General features: G+C 75.8%; 18 protein-coding genes. 11 read left to right on the plus strand and 7 right to left on the minus strand.

Annotated features, from left to right (window positions below; translation table 11 throughout):
* Nucleotides 1–39 precede the first annotated feature (39 nt).
* The gene (locus BXA05_RS06915; RefSeq protein ID WP_021483456.1) at nucleotides 40–711 is read left to right on the plus strand and encodes an AIM24 family protein; all 672 of its coding nucleotides are present in this window, start codon (nucleotides 40–42) and stop codon (nucleotides 709–711) included.
* Nucleotides 712–729: 18 nt separating this feature from the next.
* On the opposite strand, the gene BXA05_RS06920 is transcribed toward BXA05_RS06915, so the two are convergent.
* Nucleotides 730–2,058, minus strand: a complete 1,329-nt coding sequence (locus BXA05_RS06920; protein WP_076404424.1) for a molybdopterin molybdotransferase MoeA — start codon at nucleotides 2,056–2,058, stop codon at nucleotides 730–732.
* Between the two features lie 105 nt (nucleotides 2,059–2,163).
* Here BXA05_RS06920 and BXA05_RS06925 point away from each other — a divergent pair, with 105 nt between their 5' ends.
* The 3 genes from BXA05_RS06925 (at nucleotide 2,164) to BXA05_RS06935 (ending at nucleotide 4,883) form a co-directional block, all read left to right on the plus strand.
* Nucleotides 2,164–2,913, plus strand: a complete 750-nt coding sequence (locus BXA05_RS06925) for a PAS and ANTAR domain-containing protein (protein ID WP_034653310.1) — start codon at nucleotides 2,164–2,166, stop codon at nucleotides 2,911–2,913.
* Nucleotides 2,914–2,964: 51 nt separating this feature from the next.
* The gene (locus BXA05_RS06930; protein ID WP_076404425.1) at nucleotides 2,965–3,825 is read left to right on the plus strand and encodes an SDR family oxidoreductase; all 861 of its coding nucleotides are present in this window, start codon (nucleotides 2,965–2,967) and stop codon (nucleotides 3,823–3,825) included.
* 266 nt (nucleotides 3,826–4,091) lie between these two features.
* Entirely contained in the window at nucleotides 4,092–4,883 is a 792-nt protein-coding gene (locus BXA05_RS06935; RefSeq protein ID WP_244550401.1) for a GAF and ANTAR domain-containing protein, read from the plus strand.
* Nucleotides 4,884–4,893: 10 nt separating this feature from the next.
* Here BXA05_RS06935 and BXA05_RS06940 read toward each other — a convergent pair whose 3' ends face one another.
* On the minus strand, nucleotides 4,894–5,625 hold the full coding sequence (locus BXA05_RS06940) for a PAS and ANTAR domain-containing protein (RefSeq protein ID WP_076404426.1): 732 nt from the start codon (nucleotides 5,623–5,625) through the stop codon (nucleotides 4,894–4,896).
* 93 nt (nucleotides 5,626–5,718) lie between these two features.
* Here BXA05_RS06940 and BXA05_RS06945 point away from each other — a divergent pair, with 93 nt between their 5' ends.
* On the plus strand, nucleotides 5,719–6,204 hold the full coding sequence (locus BXA05_RS06945) for a DUF6328 family protein (protein ID WP_076404427.1): 486 nt from the start codon (nucleotides 5,719–5,721) through the stop codon (nucleotides 6,202–6,204).
* A gap of 686 nt (nucleotides 6,205–6,890) precedes the next feature.
* Here the strand turns inward: BXA05_RS06945 and BXA05_RS06950 are convergent.
* Nucleotides 6,891–8,138, minus strand: coding sequence for an MFS transporter (locus BXA05_RS06950; RefSeq protein ID WP_076404428.1), 1,248 nt, complete (start codon nucleotides 8,136–8,138; stop codon nucleotides 6,891–6,893).
* A 118-nt stretch (nucleotides 8,139–8,256) separates the two neighbouring features.
* Between BXA05_RS06950 and BXA05_RS06955 the strand changes: the two genes are divergently transcribed.
* The 6 genes from BXA05_RS06955 to BXA05_RS06980 all read left to right on the plus strand — a co-directional run bounded on the left by BXA05_RS06955 (nucleotide 8,257) and on the right by BXA05_RS06980 (nucleotide 12,419).
* On the plus strand, nucleotides 8,257–8,961 hold the full coding sequence (locus tag BXA05_RS06955; RefSeq protein ID WP_021482839.1) for a DUF1361 domain-containing protein: 705 nt from the start codon (nucleotides 8,257–8,259) through the stop codon (nucleotides 8,959–8,961).
* A gap of 52 nt (nucleotides 8,962–9,013) precedes the next feature.
* On the plus strand, nucleotides 9,014–9,712 hold the full coding sequence (locus BXA05_RS06960; RefSeq protein ID WP_143311075.1) for a hypothetical protein: 699 nt from the start codon (nucleotides 9,014–9,016) through the stop codon (nucleotides 9,710–9,712).
* A complete protein-coding gene (locus BXA05_RS06965) occupies nucleotides 9,709–10,386 on the plus strand; it encodes a hypothetical protein (RefSeq protein ID WP_076404430.1) in 678 nt (225 codons plus the stop codon). The genes BXA05_RS06960 and BXA05_RS06965 overlap by 4 nt, the downstream gene beginning before the upstream one ends.
* On the plus strand, nucleotides 10,383–10,940 hold the full coding sequence (locus BXA05_RS06970; RefSeq protein ID WP_143311076.1) for a hypothetical protein: 558 nt from the start codon (nucleotides 10,383–10,385) through the stop codon (nucleotides 10,938–10,940). The genes BXA05_RS06965 and BXA05_RS06970 overlap by 4 nt, the downstream gene beginning before the upstream one ends.
* A gap of 76 nt (nucleotides 10,941–11,016) precedes the next feature.
* The gene (locus BXA05_RS06975; RefSeq protein ID WP_170963147.1) at nucleotides 11,017–11,985 is read left to right on the plus strand and encodes a hypothetical protein; all 969 of its coding nucleotides are present in this window, start codon (nucleotides 11,017–11,019) and stop codon (nucleotides 11,983–11,985) included.
* Nucleotides 11,982–12,419 (plus strand): GntR family transcriptional regulator, encoded by a 438-nt coding sequence (locus BXA05_RS06980; protein WP_083711723.1) that lies wholly within the window; start codon nucleotides 11,982–11,984, stop codon nucleotides 12,417–12,419. Before BXA05_RS06975 ends, BXA05_RS06980 begins: the two co-directional genes overlap by 4 nt.
* On the opposite strand, the gene BXA05_RS06985 is transcribed toward BXA05_RS06980, so the two are convergent.
* The 4 genes from BXA05_RS06985 to BXA05_RS07000 form a co-directional block, all read right to left on the minus strand.
* Nucleotides 12,408–13,823, minus strand: coding sequence for a hypothetical protein (locus BXA05_RS06985; RefSeq protein WP_076404434.1), 1,416 nt, complete (start codon nucleotides 13,821–13,823; stop codon nucleotides 12,408–12,410). The genes BXA05_RS06980 and BXA05_RS06985 overlap by 12 nt on opposite strands.
* Nucleotides 13,824–13,880: 57 nt before the next feature.
* Nucleotides 13,881–14,156, minus strand: coding sequence for a DUF4235 domain-containing protein (locus BXA05_RS06990; protein ID WP_009861813.1), 276 nt, complete (start codon nucleotides 14,154–14,156; stop codon nucleotides 13,881–13,883).
* 106 nt (nucleotides 14,157–14,262) lie between these two features.
* Complete coding sequence (locus BXA05_RS06995; protein WP_342065180.1) at nucleotides 14,263–16,800, minus strand: ABC transporter permease; 2,538 nt, start codon at nucleotides 16,798–16,800, stop codon at nucleotides 14,263–14,265.
* On the minus strand, nucleotides 16,797–17,648 hold the full coding sequence (locus BXA05_RS07000; RefSeq protein ID WP_083711607.1) for an ABC transporter ATP-binding protein: 852 nt from the start codon (nucleotides 17,646–17,648) through the stop codon (nucleotides 16,797–16,799). The genes BXA05_RS06995 and BXA05_RS07000 overlap by 4 nt, the downstream gene beginning before the upstream one ends.
* Nucleotides 17,649–17,890 lie beyond the last annotated feature (242 nt).

The following is a 17,890-nucleotide window of genomic DNA, read 5'->3' on the forward strand; positions in this document are numbered from 1 at the left end:
TCGGGTGCGCTCGCGGCCCGCGACCGCGAGGATCGACCCATGCGCAGCTCACTCCTCGACCACGCCGAGCGCTCCGTCGAGCCCGGCAGCTTCCAGCTCCAGAACGACCGCATGCTCAAGGTCGACCTCCGCGGCACGGGCGGGTTCTTCTTCGCGAAGCAGGGCTCGATGGTCGCCTACCAGGGCGACGTCGACTTCGCGTACGAGGGCAGCGGCGGTCTCGGCAAGATGTTCAAGAAGGCGTTCACGGGCGAGGGCATGTCGCTCATGAAGGTCTCGGGCAGCGGCGACGTGTTCCTCGCGCAGGACGCGGACCAGGTCTTCGTGCTCCACCTGGAGGACGAGGGCGTGACGGTCAACGGCGCGAACGTGCTCGCGTTCGAGAGCTCGCTCGCGTGGGACATCAACCGGGTCGAGGGCGCGTCGATGCTCAGCGGCGGCCTGTTCAACACGACGTTCACCGGGACCGGGGCGCTGGCCGTCACCGCGTTCGGCACGCCCGTCGTGCTCGACGTCGACGTCCCCACCTTCGTCGACATGCAGGCCGCGGTGCTGTGGTCGACGTCGCTGCAGTCCTCGATCCGCAAGACGGCGAAGCTCGGGGCCGCGATCGGGCGCGGCTCCGGCGAGGCGTACCAGCTCGCGCTCTCGGGGCGCGGGTTCGTCGTCGTGCAGGCGTCGGAGGGCCACCCGCCGCCCCCGGCGAAGTGACCGAGGCCAGCGCCGGGGTCAGAGCAGCAGCACCTGCACGGGGTCGCCCGGCGCCACGGCCGTGACGTCGGCCCCGACGACGGCGAGCGCGTCGGCGTGCGCGAGCGCGCTCAGGCGGTGCGAGCCGGAGCCGCGCGCCGTCGTGTCCTCCTCGGGGCGACGGCCCGCGGGGACGACGCGCGCGCCGTCGGGCTCGGTGTGGCGCACGAGGACGAGCTGCTCGCGCCCGGCCGGCGAGGACCACCCCGCGGCGGCGACGCGCCGGACGAGCGCGCGACCCGGCCCGGGTACGCCGCGCAGCCGGTCGACCACCGGCCGCACGAACAGCTCGAACGACACGTACGCGCTCACCGGGTTCCCCGGGAGCGCGAGCCACGGCACGCCTCGCCAGCGCGCGAGGCCCTGCGGGCGGCCGGGCTGCATGCCGACCGCGACGAGCCGGGTGTCGGTGACCGCGTCCTGCCACGGCGTGCCCGCGCGCGTCGCCGGGTCGAGCACCTCGCGCACGACGTCGAACGCGCCCGCGCTCACCCCGCCGGTGCTGACGAGCAGGTCGGGCGGGGCGCCGTCGAACGCGTCGAGGAGCCCGTCCAGCGTCGCGACGAGCGCCGCCGCGGAGTCGCCCACGGCCCCGCGCCGGACCACGCGCGCGCCCGCGGCCCGCGCTGACGCGGCGAGCAGGACGGAGTTGGAGTCGGGGATCCGCCCTGGTCCCGGCGTGGTGCCCGGGGCCACGAGCTCGCTGCCGGTGGAGAGCACCGCGACGCGCGGCGCGCGATGGACGGGCACGGCCGCGTGCCCCGCGGACACCGCGACCGAGACGTGCCGCGCGGTGAGCACGGTGCCCGCCGCGACGACGACGTCGCCGCGCCGCACGTCCTCCCCGCGGGGCCGCACGTGGGTGCGCGACGCGTCGTGGACGGCGACCGTCGTCGGCCCGCTCCCGGCCGCGCCCGGCGTGAAGCGGCCGGTCGACGTGCGCTCGACGGGCACGACGGCGTCCGCCCCGGGCGGCACGGGCGCGCCCGTCATGATCCGGACCGCCTGGCCCGGTCCCAGGCCGACGTCGAGCCCGGCCGGACCCGCGTCCCCGGCCGCGACGTCGCCCACGACGCGCAGCACCACGGGCGCCGACGGCGTCGCCCCCGCCACGTCCTGCGCGCGCACCGCGTACCCGTCCATCGCGGACGCGTCGAACGCGGGGGCGTCCAGGACGGAGACGACGTCGGCGGCCAGGACGGCGCCCACGGCGTCCTCGAGCGGGGTGTCCGCAGGCGGTGTCGGGCGGACGAGCGCGAGCGCGTCCGCGGCGTGCTGGACGATCGTCCGACTCGGCTCGCGCATCATGCCCGCACCGTAGCCGAGCCCGGGTGCCGACCTCGGGAGGGTGGGCTACGTTGGGCACCGGAGTCATGAAGCGGCCCGAAGCCCCCCGAACCTTGGGAGGACGACATGGCCTCGATCCCCGTGACCACCCTCAGCCCCGACCAGACGGCGCCCGTGCGCCCCGCCGCGCTCGCGGAGGTGCTCGCCGTGGGCACGCACCTCCTCGTGGGGCAGTACCGCGTCGAGCTCGGCACCGGGACGTGGTGGTGGTCGGACGAGGTGTACACCATGCACGGCTGGGCGCCGGGGGACGTCCAGCCCAGCCTCGACGCGCTGCGTTCGCGCAAGCACCCGGACGACCGCGCCCGCGTGGTGCGCGCCGCCACGGAGGCGATCCGTTCCGGTCGCCCGTTCTCGTGCGCCCACCGGATCGTCGACGGGCACGGCAAGGCCCGGTCCGTCGTCGTGACGGGACAGGGCCGACGGGACGCGCGCGGTCGCGTCGTCGAGATCGCGGGGTACGTCGTCGACGTCACCCCGACGCACAAGGAGGCGCTGGAGCGCGAGTCGCAGCGCGCCGTCACGCGCGCGTTCGTCGCGCAGGCCGCCGTCGAGCAGGTCAAGGGCGTGCTCATGGCCGTGCACGGCGTCGACGACGTCGCGGCGGGCCAGCTCCTCGCGGAGGCGGCCGGCGAGGCCGGCGTCCCCGTCCAGGAGACCGCCTCGCAGGTGATGCGTGCGCTGAGCAAGGCCGGCGGGGTCGGCCCGACGGCCGAGGCCACGGTCGCGGGCGCGTTCGCCGCCGTCCGTCCGGTCGCGCGGCCCCGCGCCCACGAGGCGCAGCTCGCGCGTCGTCGGGAGCCGGCCCGCTCCTGAGCCGGACGGCCCCGCGCACGACGAGAACCCCACACGAGAAGGAGGAACGACATGACCGACGAGACCACCTTCCCGGCCCAGCAGCAGGAACCCCCGGGCCTCACCGGACGCATGGATCCGGTGCCCGACCACGGCGAGCAGTCCTACCGCGGCACCGGGCGGCTCGAGGGCCGTCGGGCGCTGATCACGGGCGGTGACTCGGGCATCGGCCGCGCCGTCGCCATCGCGTTCGCGCGCGAGGGCGCCGACGTCGCCATCGGCTACCTGCCCCAGGAGCAGGAGGACGCCGAGGAGACGGCGCGCTGGGTCCGCGAGGCGGGCCGCACGTGCGCCCTCCTGCCCGGCGACGTCACCGACGAGGCGACGGCGCGGGCCCTGCCCGGACGCGCCGCGGCCGAGCTCGGCGGGCTCGACGTGCTCGTCAACAACGCCGGCTTCCAGATGGCGCGGCGCGAGTCGATCGAGGACGTCACGACGGACGAGATCGACCGGGTGCTCAAGACGAACCTCTACGCGCTGCTGTGGATCACGCAGTCGGCGCTCGAGCACCTGGGCGAGGGCGCGGCGATCGTCAACAACTCGTCGATCCAGGCGTTCCAGCCGTCGACGTCCCTGCTCGACTACGCGTCGACGAAGGCGGCGATCAACAACCTCACGGTGAACCTCGCGGCCGAGCTCGGCCCGCGCGGCATCCGCGTGAACGCCGTCGCGCCGGGACCGATCTGGACGCCGCTCCAGCCGGCCACCCAGCCCGAGGAGAAGATCGAGCAGTTCGGGAAGGACACCCCGCTGGGGCGCGCGGGCCAGCCCGCGGAGGTCGCCCCGGCGTTCGTCTTCCTCGCCTCCCCGACGGACGCGAGCTACGTGTCCGGCACCGTCCTCGGTGTCACGGGAGGCAAGCCCGTGTTCTGACGGGCACCTCCTCGCCGGGGGAGCCGCGGACGGTGAGACCGCGGCTCACCCGGGAGGGTCGGAGGGTGGGCGTCCGCGCCCGCCCGGGGGCGGGACCGCCGCGAGAGCGACGGCGCCCGTGAGAGGGTCACAGCCGCCACGCCTTGTGCGGGCGAGACGGCCGCCGCCCCCGCCCCGCCCCGGTGACGCCCGGGCGGGGCCTCCGACACCGTGCGTGCTCCGGCCCGCCGCGACGTAGGCTTGCGGCGGAGACAAGGAGACCATCCATGAGCACCGATCGCGGAACGAGCGGCGAACCGACCCCGGGAGGGTCCGGAGCACCGCTGACCGAGGTCCCCGTCGTCGACCTGATGGCGGAGGAGGCGACGGTGGCAGGCCTCGTGGCGGACGCCGCCCGCGCGCTCGCCGACGAGCCCACCCTCCAGCAGACCCTCGACCGCGTCGTCGAGCTCGCGGTGGCGATGGTCGACGGCTGCGACGAGGCCGGAATCTCGCTCGTGACCCGCCGCCGCATCGAGAGCGCGGCCGTGTCGGACCCGGTCGTGGCGCGCGGGGACGCGCTCCAGTACGAGCTCGACGAGGGCCCGTGCCTCGACGCGATCCGCGAGCACGCGCTCGTGGAGTCCGGGGACGTCGCGGCGGACCCGCGCTGGCCGCGCTGGGCGCCGCGCGCTGCGGGCGAGCTCGGCGTCGGCTCCATGCTGTGCGTCCAGCTCTACACGTCCGAGAACGCGCACGGCGCGCTCAACATGTACTCCGGCTCGCGCGACGCGTTCGGCCCGGACGCCCACCACCTCGCCTCGACGTTCGCGGCCGTCGCCGCCGCGGCCATCTCGGCCGCGCGGACCGAGGAGCAGCTCCAGTCCGCCGTCCAGACCCGCACGCTCATCGGGCAGGCGCAGGGCATCATCATGGAGCGGTACTCCCTGACGCCGGGCCGCGCGTTCGCCGTGATGAGCCGCGTGTCCCAGGACGCGAACATCAAGCTCGTCGACGTCGCCCGCGAGATCGTCGAGACGCGCCGCATCCCCGGCGTCGGCGCGCCCGCGGGGGACTGAGCCCCGGCGCTCAGCCGCCGGTGGCCGGCTCGTCGGCGCACGGCGCCTCGAGCAGCGCGTCGACCCGGCGTCGGACCGACTCGTCGAGCAGCGGCCCGGCCGTCTCGGCGCCGCCGACCACGCCCTCCACGAGGCGACGAGCGAGCTCGCGGACGGGGACGTTCACGTCGTTCGAGCGTCGGCGCAGCACCTCGAACGCGTCGTCGGGTCCCGTGCGCAGCGCCGCCATGAGCACGCCCTTCGCCTGCTCGATCACGGAGCGCGACGCGTCCGCGGCCCGGATCGACGCGGTCGCCTCGCGCCGCGCGGCCTCGGCGTGCGCCGTCGTCAGGTCGACGAAGTAGCCCACCACGTGCGCCCAGGGCAGCTCCGCGCCCGGGTTCTTCCCCTGCGCCGCGACGGCGAGCGTGCGAGTAGCGCCCGTCGCGTCCACGATGCGGTGCATGGACCCGAACGGCTCCCCGGTCCGCGCGGCCTGCGCGAGCTCGCTCGCGACGCGCTCGCGGTCCTCGGGGTGCTTGTGCGACAGGACGAGGGCGGTCGTCGGCACGACCTCGCCCGGCGCGAAACCGTGCATCTCGTACACCTCGTCGGACCACCACCACGAGTCGGTCGCGATGTCCACGCGGAAGCGGCCGACCGGCTGGGGGTCACCCGGGCCGAGGGCGGCGAGGAGGTCGGCGAGAGCGGGCGGGACGACGTCGTCGGGCTCGGTGGCGTCGGCGGGCAGGGCAGCGTCCATCGATGGGGGTCCCCGGAGATCGAGCAGGACGGAGCCGATTCCTGACCCCAGCAGACTGAAGATTATCCCAGCGTCGGCGCGAGGGAGGAAACCGTGACCACCCAGGTCAGCGACGGGCGGGACGAGTCGGCCGAGGAACGGTCCGACCGGAACTGGGCAGAGCTGCTCCAAGAGCTGCGCGTCATGCAGATGGGCGTGCAGATCCTCACGGGGTTCCTCCTCACGCTGCCGTTCCAGCAGCGCTTCGGGGACCTCGACACCTTCCAGACCGACGTCTACCTCGCGCTCGTCGCGCTGGCCGTGCTGTCGACCGGCCTGTTCGTGACGCCCGTGAGCCTGCACCGCACGCTCTTCCGCCGGCACCGCAAGACGACGCTCGTGACCCTGAGCGACCGGATCGCGCGGTTCGGCGTGCTCGTCCTCGCGTTCGTCGTCACGGGGACCGTGCTGCTCGTGGTCGACGTCGTCGTGAACCGCACCGCCGCCCTGTGGTCGAGCGGCTGCGCGCTCGTGCTGCTCGTCGGCCTCTGGTTCGTCCTCCCGCGCCTCGTCGCCCGCGGCTCCGCGGCGTCGGACTGACCTCGCGATCGAACCGCCGTCGCGCGAGGTGGAGCCGTGGTCACGCGAGGTAGAGCTGTGGTCACGCGAAGTAGAGCCGTGGTCAATGGCGAAGACCGTGGTGGAACCAGGCACCACCCCCCCGGCCGCGCCGGCTCGGAGGGGCGAGTGACACCCCTGTCCACCATAGGCCGCGGCCTCCGGCGAGCAGGTGATTGTGGCCCGTCAGCCGACCAGGACGAGCCCAGATCACCTGCTCGTCACCGAGTTCCGGCGCGACCGCGGTGACCCGGTGGGCCGTGCGGTGCGAGCGCACCTGACACCGCGGGTAGTTGCTCGGGCCGGGGAGACAGAGGTGAGACGACGCCGGGCGGGGTGGGTGGTGGTGCCGCGTCGTGGCGGGCCTGGCGGGAGCCGCGAGGAACGAGCGGCGGATGGTAGACGCGGCACCACCACCCACCCCGCCCACCCGGGGCGACCACGCGCCGTCGGGCGTGACCACGGCTCTACCTCGCGCGACCACGGCTCTACCTCGCGTGACCACGGCTCTACCTCGCGTGACCGCGGCTCTACCTCGCGTGACCGCGGCTCTACCTCGCGCGACCCCGGCTCTACCTCGCGCGACCCCGGCTCTACCTCGCGCGACCCCGGCTCTACCTCGCGTGACCACGGCTCTATCTCGCGAGTGCGGGGCTCCCCCGGGCGGGTCAGGACGACGAAGCGGCGGCGCGGGCCTGGACACCGCGGCGGACGGGGCCGAGGGTGAACAGCAGGGTCAGCAGGGCGGTCAGGGCGAGCAGCCCGAAGCCCAGGCCGTAGGTGCCCTCGAGCTGGTAGACGGCGCCCATGAGCAGCGGCGGGATGAACCCGCCGAGGCCGCCCGCCGCGCCGACGAGGCCCGTGACCGCGCCGACCTTCTCGACCGGTGCGACCTTCGAGACGAGGGCGAACGTGGCGCCCGACGACGCGCCGAGCGCGGCGGCGAGGCCGAGGAACGCGATCGTCCCGACCGGCACGAGCGACGGCTGGAACGCGACGACGGCGGCGAGCGCCGTGACGACGGCGAAGCACGCGACGGACACCGGCACGCCGCCGAACCGGTCGGACAGCGCGCCCCCGACGGGCCGCATGACGACGGCGAGCACGACGAACCCGGCGGTGCGGGCCGCGGCGTCGGACGCGGTGAGGTCGTACGCGTTGACGAGGAACGTCGGCAGGTAGACGGAGAACGCGACGAACCCGCCGAACCCGACGGCGTACAGCCAGGAGAGCTGCAGGGTGGCGGGGAGGCGGAACGTCGCCCAGGTGCGGGACCAGAACCCGCCGGCGGGGGCGGTCGCCCGGCCGGGCGGGACGCGCAGCAGCAGCCACGACACGACGGCGAACACCGCGAGGACGGCGGCGACGAGGAGGAACGGGGCGGCGTCGCCCCACGCGTCGCGGATGCGGACGGTGGTGAACGCGGAGATCGCGGTGCCGCCCATGCCCATGCCGAAGATCCCGACGGCGGTGCCGCGCCGCGCGGGCGGGTACCACGCGTTGACGAACGGCACCCCGACGGCGAACGCGGTGCCGCCGAGACCGAGGAAGAACCCGCCGACGATCAGCCAGACGAAGCTGTCCGCGACGAGCCCGACGAACAGCACGGGCAGGATCGTCAGCGCGCTGACCAGGGGGAACATGATGCGCGCGCCGTAGCGGTCCGTGAGCGCCCCCACGGGGATGCGGCCGAGCGACCCGACGACGACCGGGACAGCCACCAGCACGGACACCTGCACGTCGGTGAGGTCGTACTGCTGCCCGTACGCCGCGCCGAGCGGGCTGATGAGCGCCCAGGCCCAGAAGTTCACCGCGAACCCGACGGTCGCGAGGACGAGCATGAGGGTCGGGGAGGTGGACGTCGACGTCGTCGTCGCGGCGGGTCCGGCGGCCCTGCCCGCGTCCTGCTGCGCCATGGCGACTCCTGGGGGGAGGTGCCCGTCGTCGGGCACGGGGGAGATCGTTGCGTCGAGCACCTCCACGCTAACGACGCTCCCCGCGCCGCGCGCGGGGAACCCCCCGTACCGTGGGGTCGTGCTCGACTGGCTCTTCGGGGGCGTGGCCCTGCTCAACGTGTACGCGCTCGCCCTCGTGGTGCTGCGCGCGCCGCTGTACCGCACGCGCGTGTACCGGCCGATGCTCCTCAACATCGGGCTCTCGATCGCGCCGGTGATCGTGCTCGGGCTCGTCGTCCTCGTCGACGCCGTGCTCATCGCGGGCGGCGCCCCGTCGTGGGCGGTCGTGACGTGCGCCGTCGTCGGGTTCGGCGTCTGGCTGCTGCTCCTGCCGAACGCGGGCTACCTCGTCACCGAGCTGAACTACAGCCACCGGCAGGAGGGCGAGGAGGTCCCGCTCTGGTACGACATCGTGGCCGTGCTCACGCTCGCCCTGTCCGGCGTGATGAACACGCTCGTCAACGTGTTCCTCGCGCAGGCGCTGCTCGCGATCGTGCTCTACCCGGACGACGACGCCCCGTTCCGCCGTCCCGTGTCGTGGGTCGTGGTGCTCGTCGTGCTGGCGCTCGTCTCCGTCGGGATCTACCTCGGCCGGTACGTGCGGTTCAACAGCTGGGACCTCGCCCACCCGGTCCAGTTCGTGCGCAAGCTCGTGCGCCACTTCCGGGCGCGCGGCGCCGTGCTGGACGCGCTGCTCTTCGTGCTCCTGCACACGCTGTTCTTCGCGGTGATGTACGCGATCGTCATGGGGCCGGTCACGACGCTCCTCGTGCGCGGGGCCTGACGGCCCGTGAGGTTCCGCCGACGGCCCGTGACGGCCCCGTAGGATGCGCGCCGTGACGTCGACCGCGCCGAAGGCCGCCCGAGGCGTGCCGCTGCTCCGCGCCGTCGTGGGCACGTGGCCGCGCCGCGTGGCGCTCGCCGTCGTCCTGGGGGCCGTCGTCGGCACGACGGCGGCCGGCGGCCTCGCCCGGCACGACGCCGCCGACGCGGGGCCGGCCCGGGCCGCCGCGGGGGAGCCGGTCGCCACGGGTCCCTTCGACCTCACCGTGCGCTCGTGGTCCGTGACGGACGCCGTGCAGGTCTCGGCGCTCGAGGACTCCGGGGCGGACGCGTGGCTCGTCGTGGTCGTCGGCGCGCTGGACACGGACCGCGAGTCGCGCCGGCTCGACCGCACCGCGGTGACGCTCCCCGACGAGCTGCCCGGCGGCCTGGCGCTCGCGGGCGACGCGGAGCCGGACCGCCCGGACCCCACGCTCCTCGTGCGCGACGCGTCGTCGTACCCCGTGCTCTCGCCGGGACTCGCCGACGACGTCGCGCTCCTGTGGCCCGTGTCGGTGCCGGGGGAGAGCGGCGCGGTGAGCACGCCCGACGCGCCGCTGACCGTGACCGTCCCGACGTTCCGGTACCGCGACATGACGGTCGGCGGCGGCCGGCGGTGGGCCGAGACGGGCGCGGTCACGCTCGTGGACGTGCCGGCCGGGGCCGTCCCGCCCGAGATCGTGGACCCGCCCGAGACGGAGGACGGCTGGTGACCGAGGAAGCGACCGCCGTGGCACCGGACGGGCCCGAGGCGCCGGACGGGCCCGTGACGCCGGGCGGTCCCGGGGCGGTGGAGGGGCGCCCGCGGCGGACCGGCCGGGCCGTGACCGTCGTGCTGCTCGTCCTCGCCGTGGGGGCGGGGGCCGCGGTGTCGCGCGTCGACACGTGGTGGCCCACGCTCACGCCGACGACGTCGCGCGGCACCGTGGGCGAGGTCGTGACCGCCGGTCCGGTGCGCGTCCGGGTCGACGACGTCCGCAGCGGCACGACGCTCGACGACGGGTCCGGCCCGCTGACGACCGAGGGCGTCTGGGTCGTCGTGGACCTGGCGGTGTCCGGGACGACGGGCGAGGCGAGCGTCGAGGTGGTCGAGCTGCGCGACGCCGCCGGGCGAGACCACGAGGCGTCGCGCCGCGTGGGCAACCAGGTCCTCAGCACGTTCGCGGACCCGGACGTCCCGGAGGCAGGGACCGTCGCCGTCGAGGTGCCCGCGCGGGCGCTGGCGGGCGACCTCGTGCTGCGCGTGCTCACGGAGCACCAGGACGCGGACCTCGACCGTCCCCAGGCGATCGCCGAGGTCGACCTCGGCCGTGTCGCGCCGCCCGCCGCGGGGGACTCCGTGGAGACGGTGCGGCCCGCGCTCGTCCCGGGCGGGTGGGACGCGTGAGCGCCGGCTGGTGGCGTACCAACCGCTGGTGGCTGCCCGTGCTGGTCGTGGCGCTCGGCGCCCTCGGCTGGCTGACCTGGCGGTCGGACGACGTGCAGGCGTGGTGGTCGGGCGAGCCGCGCGTCGCGCACACGCCGGACGCCGACGGCTGGGCCCAGGTCGGCGACGTGCGGGCCCGGCTGGTGGGCGTCGAGGCGGTCGACGGGCTCGACGACGGGTACGGCGGCCGGATCGAGGCGCCCGACGGCTACACGCTCTGGGCGGCCGACGTGTCGCTGCGCTCCGACGCGCCGCCCGCCCCGGAGGGCGCGGAGGAGACCTTCTCGTCGTGCGCGGTGCTGCTCCGGGACACGGCCGGCCGGGAGTACGCGGCAGGCGCCTCGGCGCTCCCGGGCATGCCGTACCCCGAGGCGCCGGTCTGCACGGGCGCCGTCTCCAGCCGGAGCACGCAGCACTTCCTGACCCCGGACGACGCCGAGCCCGCCGAGGTGCGTCTCGTCGAGCCGAGCCTCCTTCCGGCGTACTGGGCGCTCCCCGTCGAAGACGTCGGCTGACCGCCGCCGTCGGCCCGACCGGTTGACAGTCCCTGGATTAATGAACATAGTTCATGATCAATAAACTTCGACGGAGGTGGTCGCCGTGGGTGTGGTGTCGTGGATGCTGGGGAACCCGTTGCCGTTGCCGGTCGCGCTCGGGGCGGACCTCGCGCTGCTCGCGCTGGTCGTCGCGGTGGGGATGGTGTGGTCCGACGGCCGTCGGGCGGTGGTCACCGGCTCGGCGGGGCGTCGTGCCGTGCGGCACGCCGCCCTCACGAGCGCCGGGGCGGGTCTGGTCGTCGCCGCGGGGCTCCTGCTGCCCCCGGCCTACCTCGTGCTGGGCGTCGCGACGCTCGGCGCGCGCGGGACGGCGGTGCTGCCCCTCGTCGCGCTCCTCGGCGCCCTGGCCGTCCACGCGGTGGGCGAGCTGACGTGGCCTCGTCCACGGCACCGGCAGCGCGAGGCGCGCCTCGCCGTCCGGTCGGTCGCGGACGTCGCTCCCACCGTCACGCGCCGCCTCGCCTGGGCGTGGACGGCGCTGCTCGTGGTCGCCTCGGTCGCGTTCGGGCTCGTGGCGTCGGGGCCGCGCGCGGTATCCCGCGTCGTCGGGCCGGCCGAGGCGCACACCGTCACCCCGTTCCCGGGGTGGCTGTGGACGGGGCCCGTGCTCGTCGTGGCCGCGGTGGCCCTGGTCGCCTCCGAAGCGGTGCTGCGCCTCGTCCGCTCGCGTCCCGCGGTGGAGGACGTCGGCGAGGAGTGGGACATGTGGCTGCGGCGGCGGGTCGCCCGCCGTGTCGAGCGTGCGACCCAGCTCGTGCTGGGGCTGACGCTGGGAGGGCTCGTCGCGTTCGCCGGCCTCTCGCTGCGCTGGCTCGGCCTGGGGAACGGGGACGGCGCCCTGCTCGGGCCCGGGCCGAGCGCAGGAGAGATCGTCGCCGGGAACGTCCTCCTCGCCCTCGCGGCAGGACTCGTCCTCGTCGTCCTCCTGGCGGCGGTGTGGCCCGCGCGCGACCCGGCACCCGCCGCGCAGGCGCCGATCGCTCCCGAGGCGGTCGCCGCGTGAGCCTCGCCGTCCGGATCGACCTCGACTCCACGACCCCGCACTACGAACAGCTCCGCGCGCAGCTCGCCGCGCTCGTCACGGCGGGCGACCTCGTCGACGGGCAGCGGCTCCCGACCGTCCGCGCGCTCGCCAACGACCTCGGCATCGCGCCGGGCACGGTCGCGCGCACCTACCGCGACCTCGAGGCCGCGGGCCTCGTCACCACCCGCCGCCGCGTCGGGACGCTCGTCACGGCGCCGCCCGCGACGCTCGACCGGGCCGCCGTCACGGAGGCGGCCGCGCGCTTCGTCCGGCTGGCGCGGGACCACGCGCTCACGGACGGGGAGATCCGCGACGTCGTCGCGGCAGCGCTGCTGGGGGACCGGCGCGAGGAGAAAGGGGGCGACGCCACCGCTCGGACCGAGGTCGAGCACCCCGCCACGTCAGGGAGCTGAGGCCGCGCCGACCGCGGTCGGCGTGCTCGGCGTCCCGGTGCCGGCGCCGGTGTCCGGCTCCCCGGCCCGCCGCGCCGCACGCCGCGTGCGCAGCGCGGACGGCAGGCCCAGGCTCGCGAGGAGCGCGTCGGCCGCGGCGGCGAGCAGGACGGTCGTGAGCACCTGCACGACGACGGTCGCGACCGTGTCCAGCGGGCCGACGAGCGCGCGCCACGCGACGATCCCCGGCTGGCCGACGACCCCCTGCGCGACGGTGAGCACGACCTGCTCGGCGAGCGTGAGGAGCGCGAACGCGACGCAGAAGAGCAGCACCGCGCCCCAGCGGCTGCGCCACAGCATCCCGAGGGCCCCGACGAGGCCGCCGAACCGTCGGCCCGGGTCGAGCATGAGCGCCCACGCCCGCTGGGCGCCGCTCTCGCCGAGCGTCCGGTTGAACCGGTCGACGGCGCGGGCCGTGCGGCCGGTCGCGTCGCCGTCGCCCGGCACCGCGTGCGCGGGGTCGACGACGTCGATCGCCTCGACGCCGTACACGATCGTCCCGAGCGTGAGCCACGCGAGCGGCACCACGAGCCCGGTGACGACGCCCGCGACGAGGAGGGACGTCGTCGGGCCCACGGCGTCGACGAGCGGCTTGAGCGCGTCCACGCGCGCGACCACGCCGTCCCACCAGGTCGTCACCTCGACGACGACGACGCGCGTCGACCACCACTCGCGGACGCGCCCGACGAGGGCCGTGACGGTGAACGCGCCGACGACGATCCAGACGACCTCGCAGTAGCCCGCGGCGATGCGCACCGCGGCGGAGCGGGCGCTGTGCCGGGCCGCGCCGTCGTGCGCGGGGACACCGCGGTCGAGGCGCCGCGCGAGCCGTTCCAGCAGGGTGCGGGCGAGCAGCGCGCCCGCGACGACGAGCACGACGGTGAGGCCGAAACCCTCGGGGACCGGGCTAGCGGTCTCGATCCCGGCGCCCGCGGCGAACGCGTGGTCGAGCGCGGCGGAGTCGATGTACGCCTGCCAGTCGGACGACAGGCCGCCGTAGAACTCGTAGATGACGAGGTAGGGCACGAGGACCGAGGCGATCGAGCCGAGCAGCGCCCGGACCTCGAGCCGGTCGCGCTCGGTGCGCGGCTCCCGGCGCAGGACGTGCAGCATGACGACGATCCCGACGACCGTCGCGAGCGGCGAGAAGCACAGCACGAGCAGGCCGAGCACCCCGGACGACGGCGCGACGGCGAGCGCGGCCCGCAGCGCGAGCTCGTGCAGTACCTGCGCGAGGACGGCGACCGCGACGAGCGCGGGCCAGTGCCGGGCCAGGAGCCGACCGGCGTCGGCGAGGACGCGCAGCCCGGCGCGCAGGATCGAGTCCTGAGGGGGCGTCGTCGGGCTCGCCGGCGGGGCGGTCACGCGCGCCAGGTTACCCGGCGGCCCGTCCTCTCTCGCGCGGACGGAGCGGGCCGAGCGTCAGGCGCGGGACGCGAGGCGGGCGACGACGCGCTTCGCCTCCTTGCCCGCGAAGCGGCGGGCGAGGACTCCGACGCCCGCGGCGACGGCGGCGAAGGTCACGGCCTGGACGACGCCGACCTCCTCGTCGTCGAGGTCCTTCGGGGCGTCGTGCCCGGTGACCTTGGCCCAGACGAACGTGACGAGCTTCTGCGCGGCCCAGCCCGCGGCGAAGGTCAGGGCGACGGTCCCGACCTTGAGGGCCAGGGTCTGCTCGTTCTCGTTCGTGTCGGCCACGAGGGGTTCCTCCGTCGGTCGGGGCGCCGGGCGGCGCCGGGCGTGCTCGCACGACCACCGTAGTGCGAAGTCGCCGCCCACGCGTCGCCCGGCGCGCGCACCCGGCTCAGTCGTGGCTCACCGCGTCCAGGACGGGCAGGCGCGCGGCGCGCACCGCAGGCCACACCGCGGCGACGACGCCCACGACGCCGGCGAGCACGAGCATGGCGCCGAGCTGGGCCCACGGCACGGCGAGGGTCGTGAAGCCCTGGTCCGCGAGCACCGACGGGAGCGCGGCGGCGAGGCCGGTCCCCACGGCGAGCCCGACGGCCGTGCCGAACACCGCGACGAGCACGGACTCGATGACGATCGTCGTCGCGAGCTGGGCCCGACCGAGCCCGACGGCCCGCAGCAGCCCGATCTCGCGCGTCCGCTCCGCGACGGACAGCGCGAGCGTGTTGACGATGCCCAGCACGGCGACGAGGACGGAGAGCCCCAGCAGGGCGTAGACGATCGCGAGGACCGACTCGACCTGGCCGGCGACGTCCGCGGCGAACTCGTCGGCGTCGAGCACGGACGCCACGACGTACGGCGCGACGGCGTCGGTCACGCCGGCGCGGACGGCCGCGAGGTCCGCGCCGGGCTCGGTGTCGAGGAACAGCATCTCCGTCGTCGTCGCGCCGACCGCGGCGGCCACGTCGGGCGGCAGGAGCAGGTCGACGGAGAACGCGTGCGAGTCGACCACCGCGCCGATGCGCACCTCCCGGGCCGGGAGGTCGGGCCGTGCCGGGTCGGCGAGCGTCAGGACGTCGCCCAGGGCCCAGCCGTGCTCGTCGAGCGCGTCCGCCATGACGGCGGCCTCGCCCCGCGCGTACGCGTCGAGGTCGCCCTCGGTCGCGGTCGTGCGCACGGAGCGGCCGAAGCCCTCGGCGGGGAACCCGACGACGAGCTGCGGCTCGCCGTCGACGACGACCTGCCCGTACGTCGTGACGTCGACCGCCGCGACGCCGGGCACGGCGCGGACGTCGTCCGGGACCCCGTCGGGGAGGTACGGCATCGCCGAGCGGACGACGAGGTCGGCCGCGGTCTCCTGGTCGACGATGTCCTGCACGGAGACGCGGGTGGACAGCGCGAGGACGGACGTCGTCGAGACGAGCGCCATCCCGACGACGAGCGCGCCCGCCGTGGCCGCGGTCCGCCGCGGCTGGCGCGTGACGTTGCCGCGCGCGAGACCGCCGAGCGGGCGGACCAGCGCGACGAACGGCGCGGCGAGGACGGTCAGCACCGGGCCGACCGCGAGCGGGGCGAGGAGGAGCACCCCCGCGACGACGCCGGCCGCGCCGAGGCCGAGGAGGGGCGCGCCCCCGCTGCCGACCACGGCCGCCGCGACGACGAGCCCTACGCCCGCGAGCAGCGCGACGGTCCCGGCGACGGCACGGGCCCGCCCGGCTCCGGTGGGCCGGACGACGTCGGCGCGCATCGCCTCCACCGGGCGCACGAGCGCGGCGTGCCGCGCGGGCAGGGCGGCGGCGAGCACCGACACGACGACGCCGACCACGAGCGGGACGGCGACCCCCGTGGCCGTGACGGGCAGCGAGCCGGAGAGCTCCATGCCGACGGCGCCGAGCCCGCTGCGGGCGAGCTCCGCGAGGCCGAACCCGGCCCCGACGCCGAGCAGCGCGCCCACGGCCCCGACGACCGCCGCCTGCCCCACCACCGAACCGAACACCTGCCCGGGCGACGCGCCCACCGCGCGCAGGAGCGCGAGCTCGCGCGTGCGGCGTCGGACGTGCATCGAGAACGTGGTGGTGATGATGAACGTGCCGACGAACAGCGCGAGCGCGGCGAACACCAGCAGGAACGTCGAGACGAACCCGAGCTGGTCGGTGATCGCCTCGCTCGTCTCGGCGCGCAGCTCCGCCCCCGTCAGCGCCTCGGCGCCCGCGGGGAGCGCGGTCGCGACGGCGTCCCGCAGCGCCTCGGGTGAGACGCCGTCGGCCGCGTACAGCGCGACCGACGGGACGAGGCCGTCGGGCGCGTACGTCGCGGCGGCGGTCCCGGCGTCGAGCAGGACGATCGTCGCGCCCGCCATCGGCGCGGACAGCGAGACCTCGCCGACCACGCGCACGGGCCGCACGGCGTCGCCCAGCACGACGTCGGTCGTGTCGCCCACCGCGAGGCCCGACGCCGCGAGCGTCGCCGACTCGAGCGCGACCTCGCCGCCGTCGCGGGGTGCGCGGCCGTCGACCACCTGGGGGCCGGGGTCGCGGGGGTCGTAGGCGACGCCGATGCTCGGCGCCTGGCTGCCGAGGACCGCGGTCCCGTCCGCGCCCACGAGCACCGCGGGACCGCTCATCTCGGGGAGCGCGAGCGCGACGTCGTCGCGCGCGCCGAGGTCGTGCGCCAGGTCCGCCGGGACGAGGCTGCGCGCCCCGCCGACCTGGGCCGACGCCGACATCAGCGCGTCCCCGGCCGACGACGCGCCGCGCACGTACGCGTCCGCCTGGACCGACGAGGCGACGATGCCGTCGAACGTGGTCGCGAGCATCGCACGCAGCGCGAACGTGCCGGTCACGAACGCGACGCCGATCGTCACGGCGAGCACCGAGAGGACGAGCTGCGCGCCGTGGGCGCGCACGCCGCGCAGCGCGATCCGGCCCATCATCGGGCGGCCGCCGTCGTCGGTGCCGGGGTGGCGTGCGCCGGGGACGGCCCGGCGGGCGTGAGGGAGCCCAGCGTGTCGAGGACCGCCTGCGGCGTGGGGTCGTGGAGCTCGGTCACGAGGCGGCCGTCCGCGAGGAAGAGCACCCGGTGGGCGTACGACGCGGCGGTCGGGTCGTGCGTGACCATCGCGACGGACTGGCCGAGGTCGTCCACGGACGCGCGCAGGAAGCCCAGGACCTCCGCGGCGGCGCGCGAGTCGAGGTTCCCCGTCGGCTCGTCCGCGAGCACGATCGCGGGTCGCGACACCAGCGCCCTCGCGCACGCGACCCGCTGCTGCTGCCCGCCCGAGAGCTCGGCGGGCCGGTGCCCCAGCCGGGGGCGCAGGCCCACGGCGTCGACCACGCGGTCGAACCACTCCCGGTCGACGGGCCGCCGGGCGATCGCGAGCGGCAGCACGATGTTCTCCTCCGCCGTGAGCGTCGGCACGAGGTTGAACGACTGGAAGACGAACCCCAGGCGCGTGCGCCGCAGGCGCGTCAGGCGCCGCTCGCTCATCGCGGAGACCGTCTCGCCGTCGACGACGACGGTCCCCGCCGTGGGGGAGTCGAGCCCCGCGAGGCAGTGCATGAGTGTCGACTTGCCCGAGCCGGACGGGCCCATGATCGCGGTCAGCCGGCCCTTCTCGACGTCCACGTCCACGCCGTCGAGCGCACGCACCGCGGCCTCGCCGCGACCGTAGGTCCTCACCAGTCCTCGGGCCGTGGCGATCGCGCCCGCCGTCGTGCCACGCTCCGTGCTGCCCGCCCTCTTGCCTCCGGTGGCGACTGCAGCGATCGGTGAGCTGCTCATGGTCCTTCCCCTCTTGCGTCGTGGTGACCGCGCCAGGGCAGCCCGGTCACCACCGACCCTCGCGCGGGCACCGGCGCGCGGGCATCGGGGAACCGCCCGGACCTCCCCCTGGTCCCGTGGGAGGCACTCTCAGGGATCTCTCAGGGTGGCGCTCAGGAAAGGCGGTAGAGGGATGAGCGCCGCCGGAGTGACGGGGTGGACTAGCGGAGCCCGTGCTCGTGACGATCCCGAGGAACGCGGGC

This window comes from Cellulosimicrobium funkei (assembly GCF_900155925.1).
Taxonomy (GTDB): domain Bacteria; phylum Actinomycetota; class Actinomycetes; order Actinomycetales; family Cellulomonadaceae; genus Cellulosimicrobium; species Cellulosimicrobium funkei.

What these genes read in the sequence shown, in the direction of transcription:
- BXA05_RS06915 (WP_021483456.1), top strand. Translation starts at nt 40, where the DNA reads ATGCGCAGCTCACTCCTCGACCACGCCGAGCGCTCCGTCGAGCCCGGC.
- BXA05_RS06920 (WP_076404424.1), bottom strand. Translation starts at nt 2,058, where the DNA reads ATGATGCGCGAGCCGAGTCGGACGATCGTCCAGCACGCCGCGGACGCG.
- BXA05_RS06925 (WP_034653310.1), top strand. Translation starts at nt 2,164, where the DNA reads ATGGCCTCGATCCCCGTGACCACCCTCAGCCCCGACCAGACGGCGCCC.
- BXA05_RS06930 (WP_076404425.1), top strand. Translation starts at nt 2,965, where the DNA reads ATGACCGACGAGACCACCTTCCCGGCCCAGCAGCAGGAACCCCCGGGC.
- BXA05_RS06935 (WP_244550401.1), top strand. Translation starts at nt 4,092, where the DNA reads ATGAGCACCGATCGCGGAACGAGCGGCGAACCGACCCCGGGAGGGTCC.
- BXA05_RS06940 (WP_076404426.1), bottom strand. Translation starts at nt 5,625, where the DNA reads ATGGACGCTGCCCTGCCCGCCGACGCCACCGAGCCCGACGACGTCGTC.
- BXA05_RS06950 (WP_076404428.1), bottom strand. Translation starts at nt 8,138, where the DNA reads ATGGCGCAGCAGGACGCGGGCAGGGCCGCCGGACCCGCCGCGACGACG.
- BXA05_RS06995 (WP_342065180.1), bottom strand. Translation starts at nt 16,800, where the DNA reads ATGATGGGCCGGATCGCGCTGCGCGGCGTGCGCGCCCACGGCGCGCAG.
- BXA05_RS07000 (WP_083711607.1), bottom strand. Translation starts at nt 17,648, where the DNA reads ATGAGCAGCTCACCGATCGCTGCAGTCGCCACCGGAGGCAAGAGGGCG.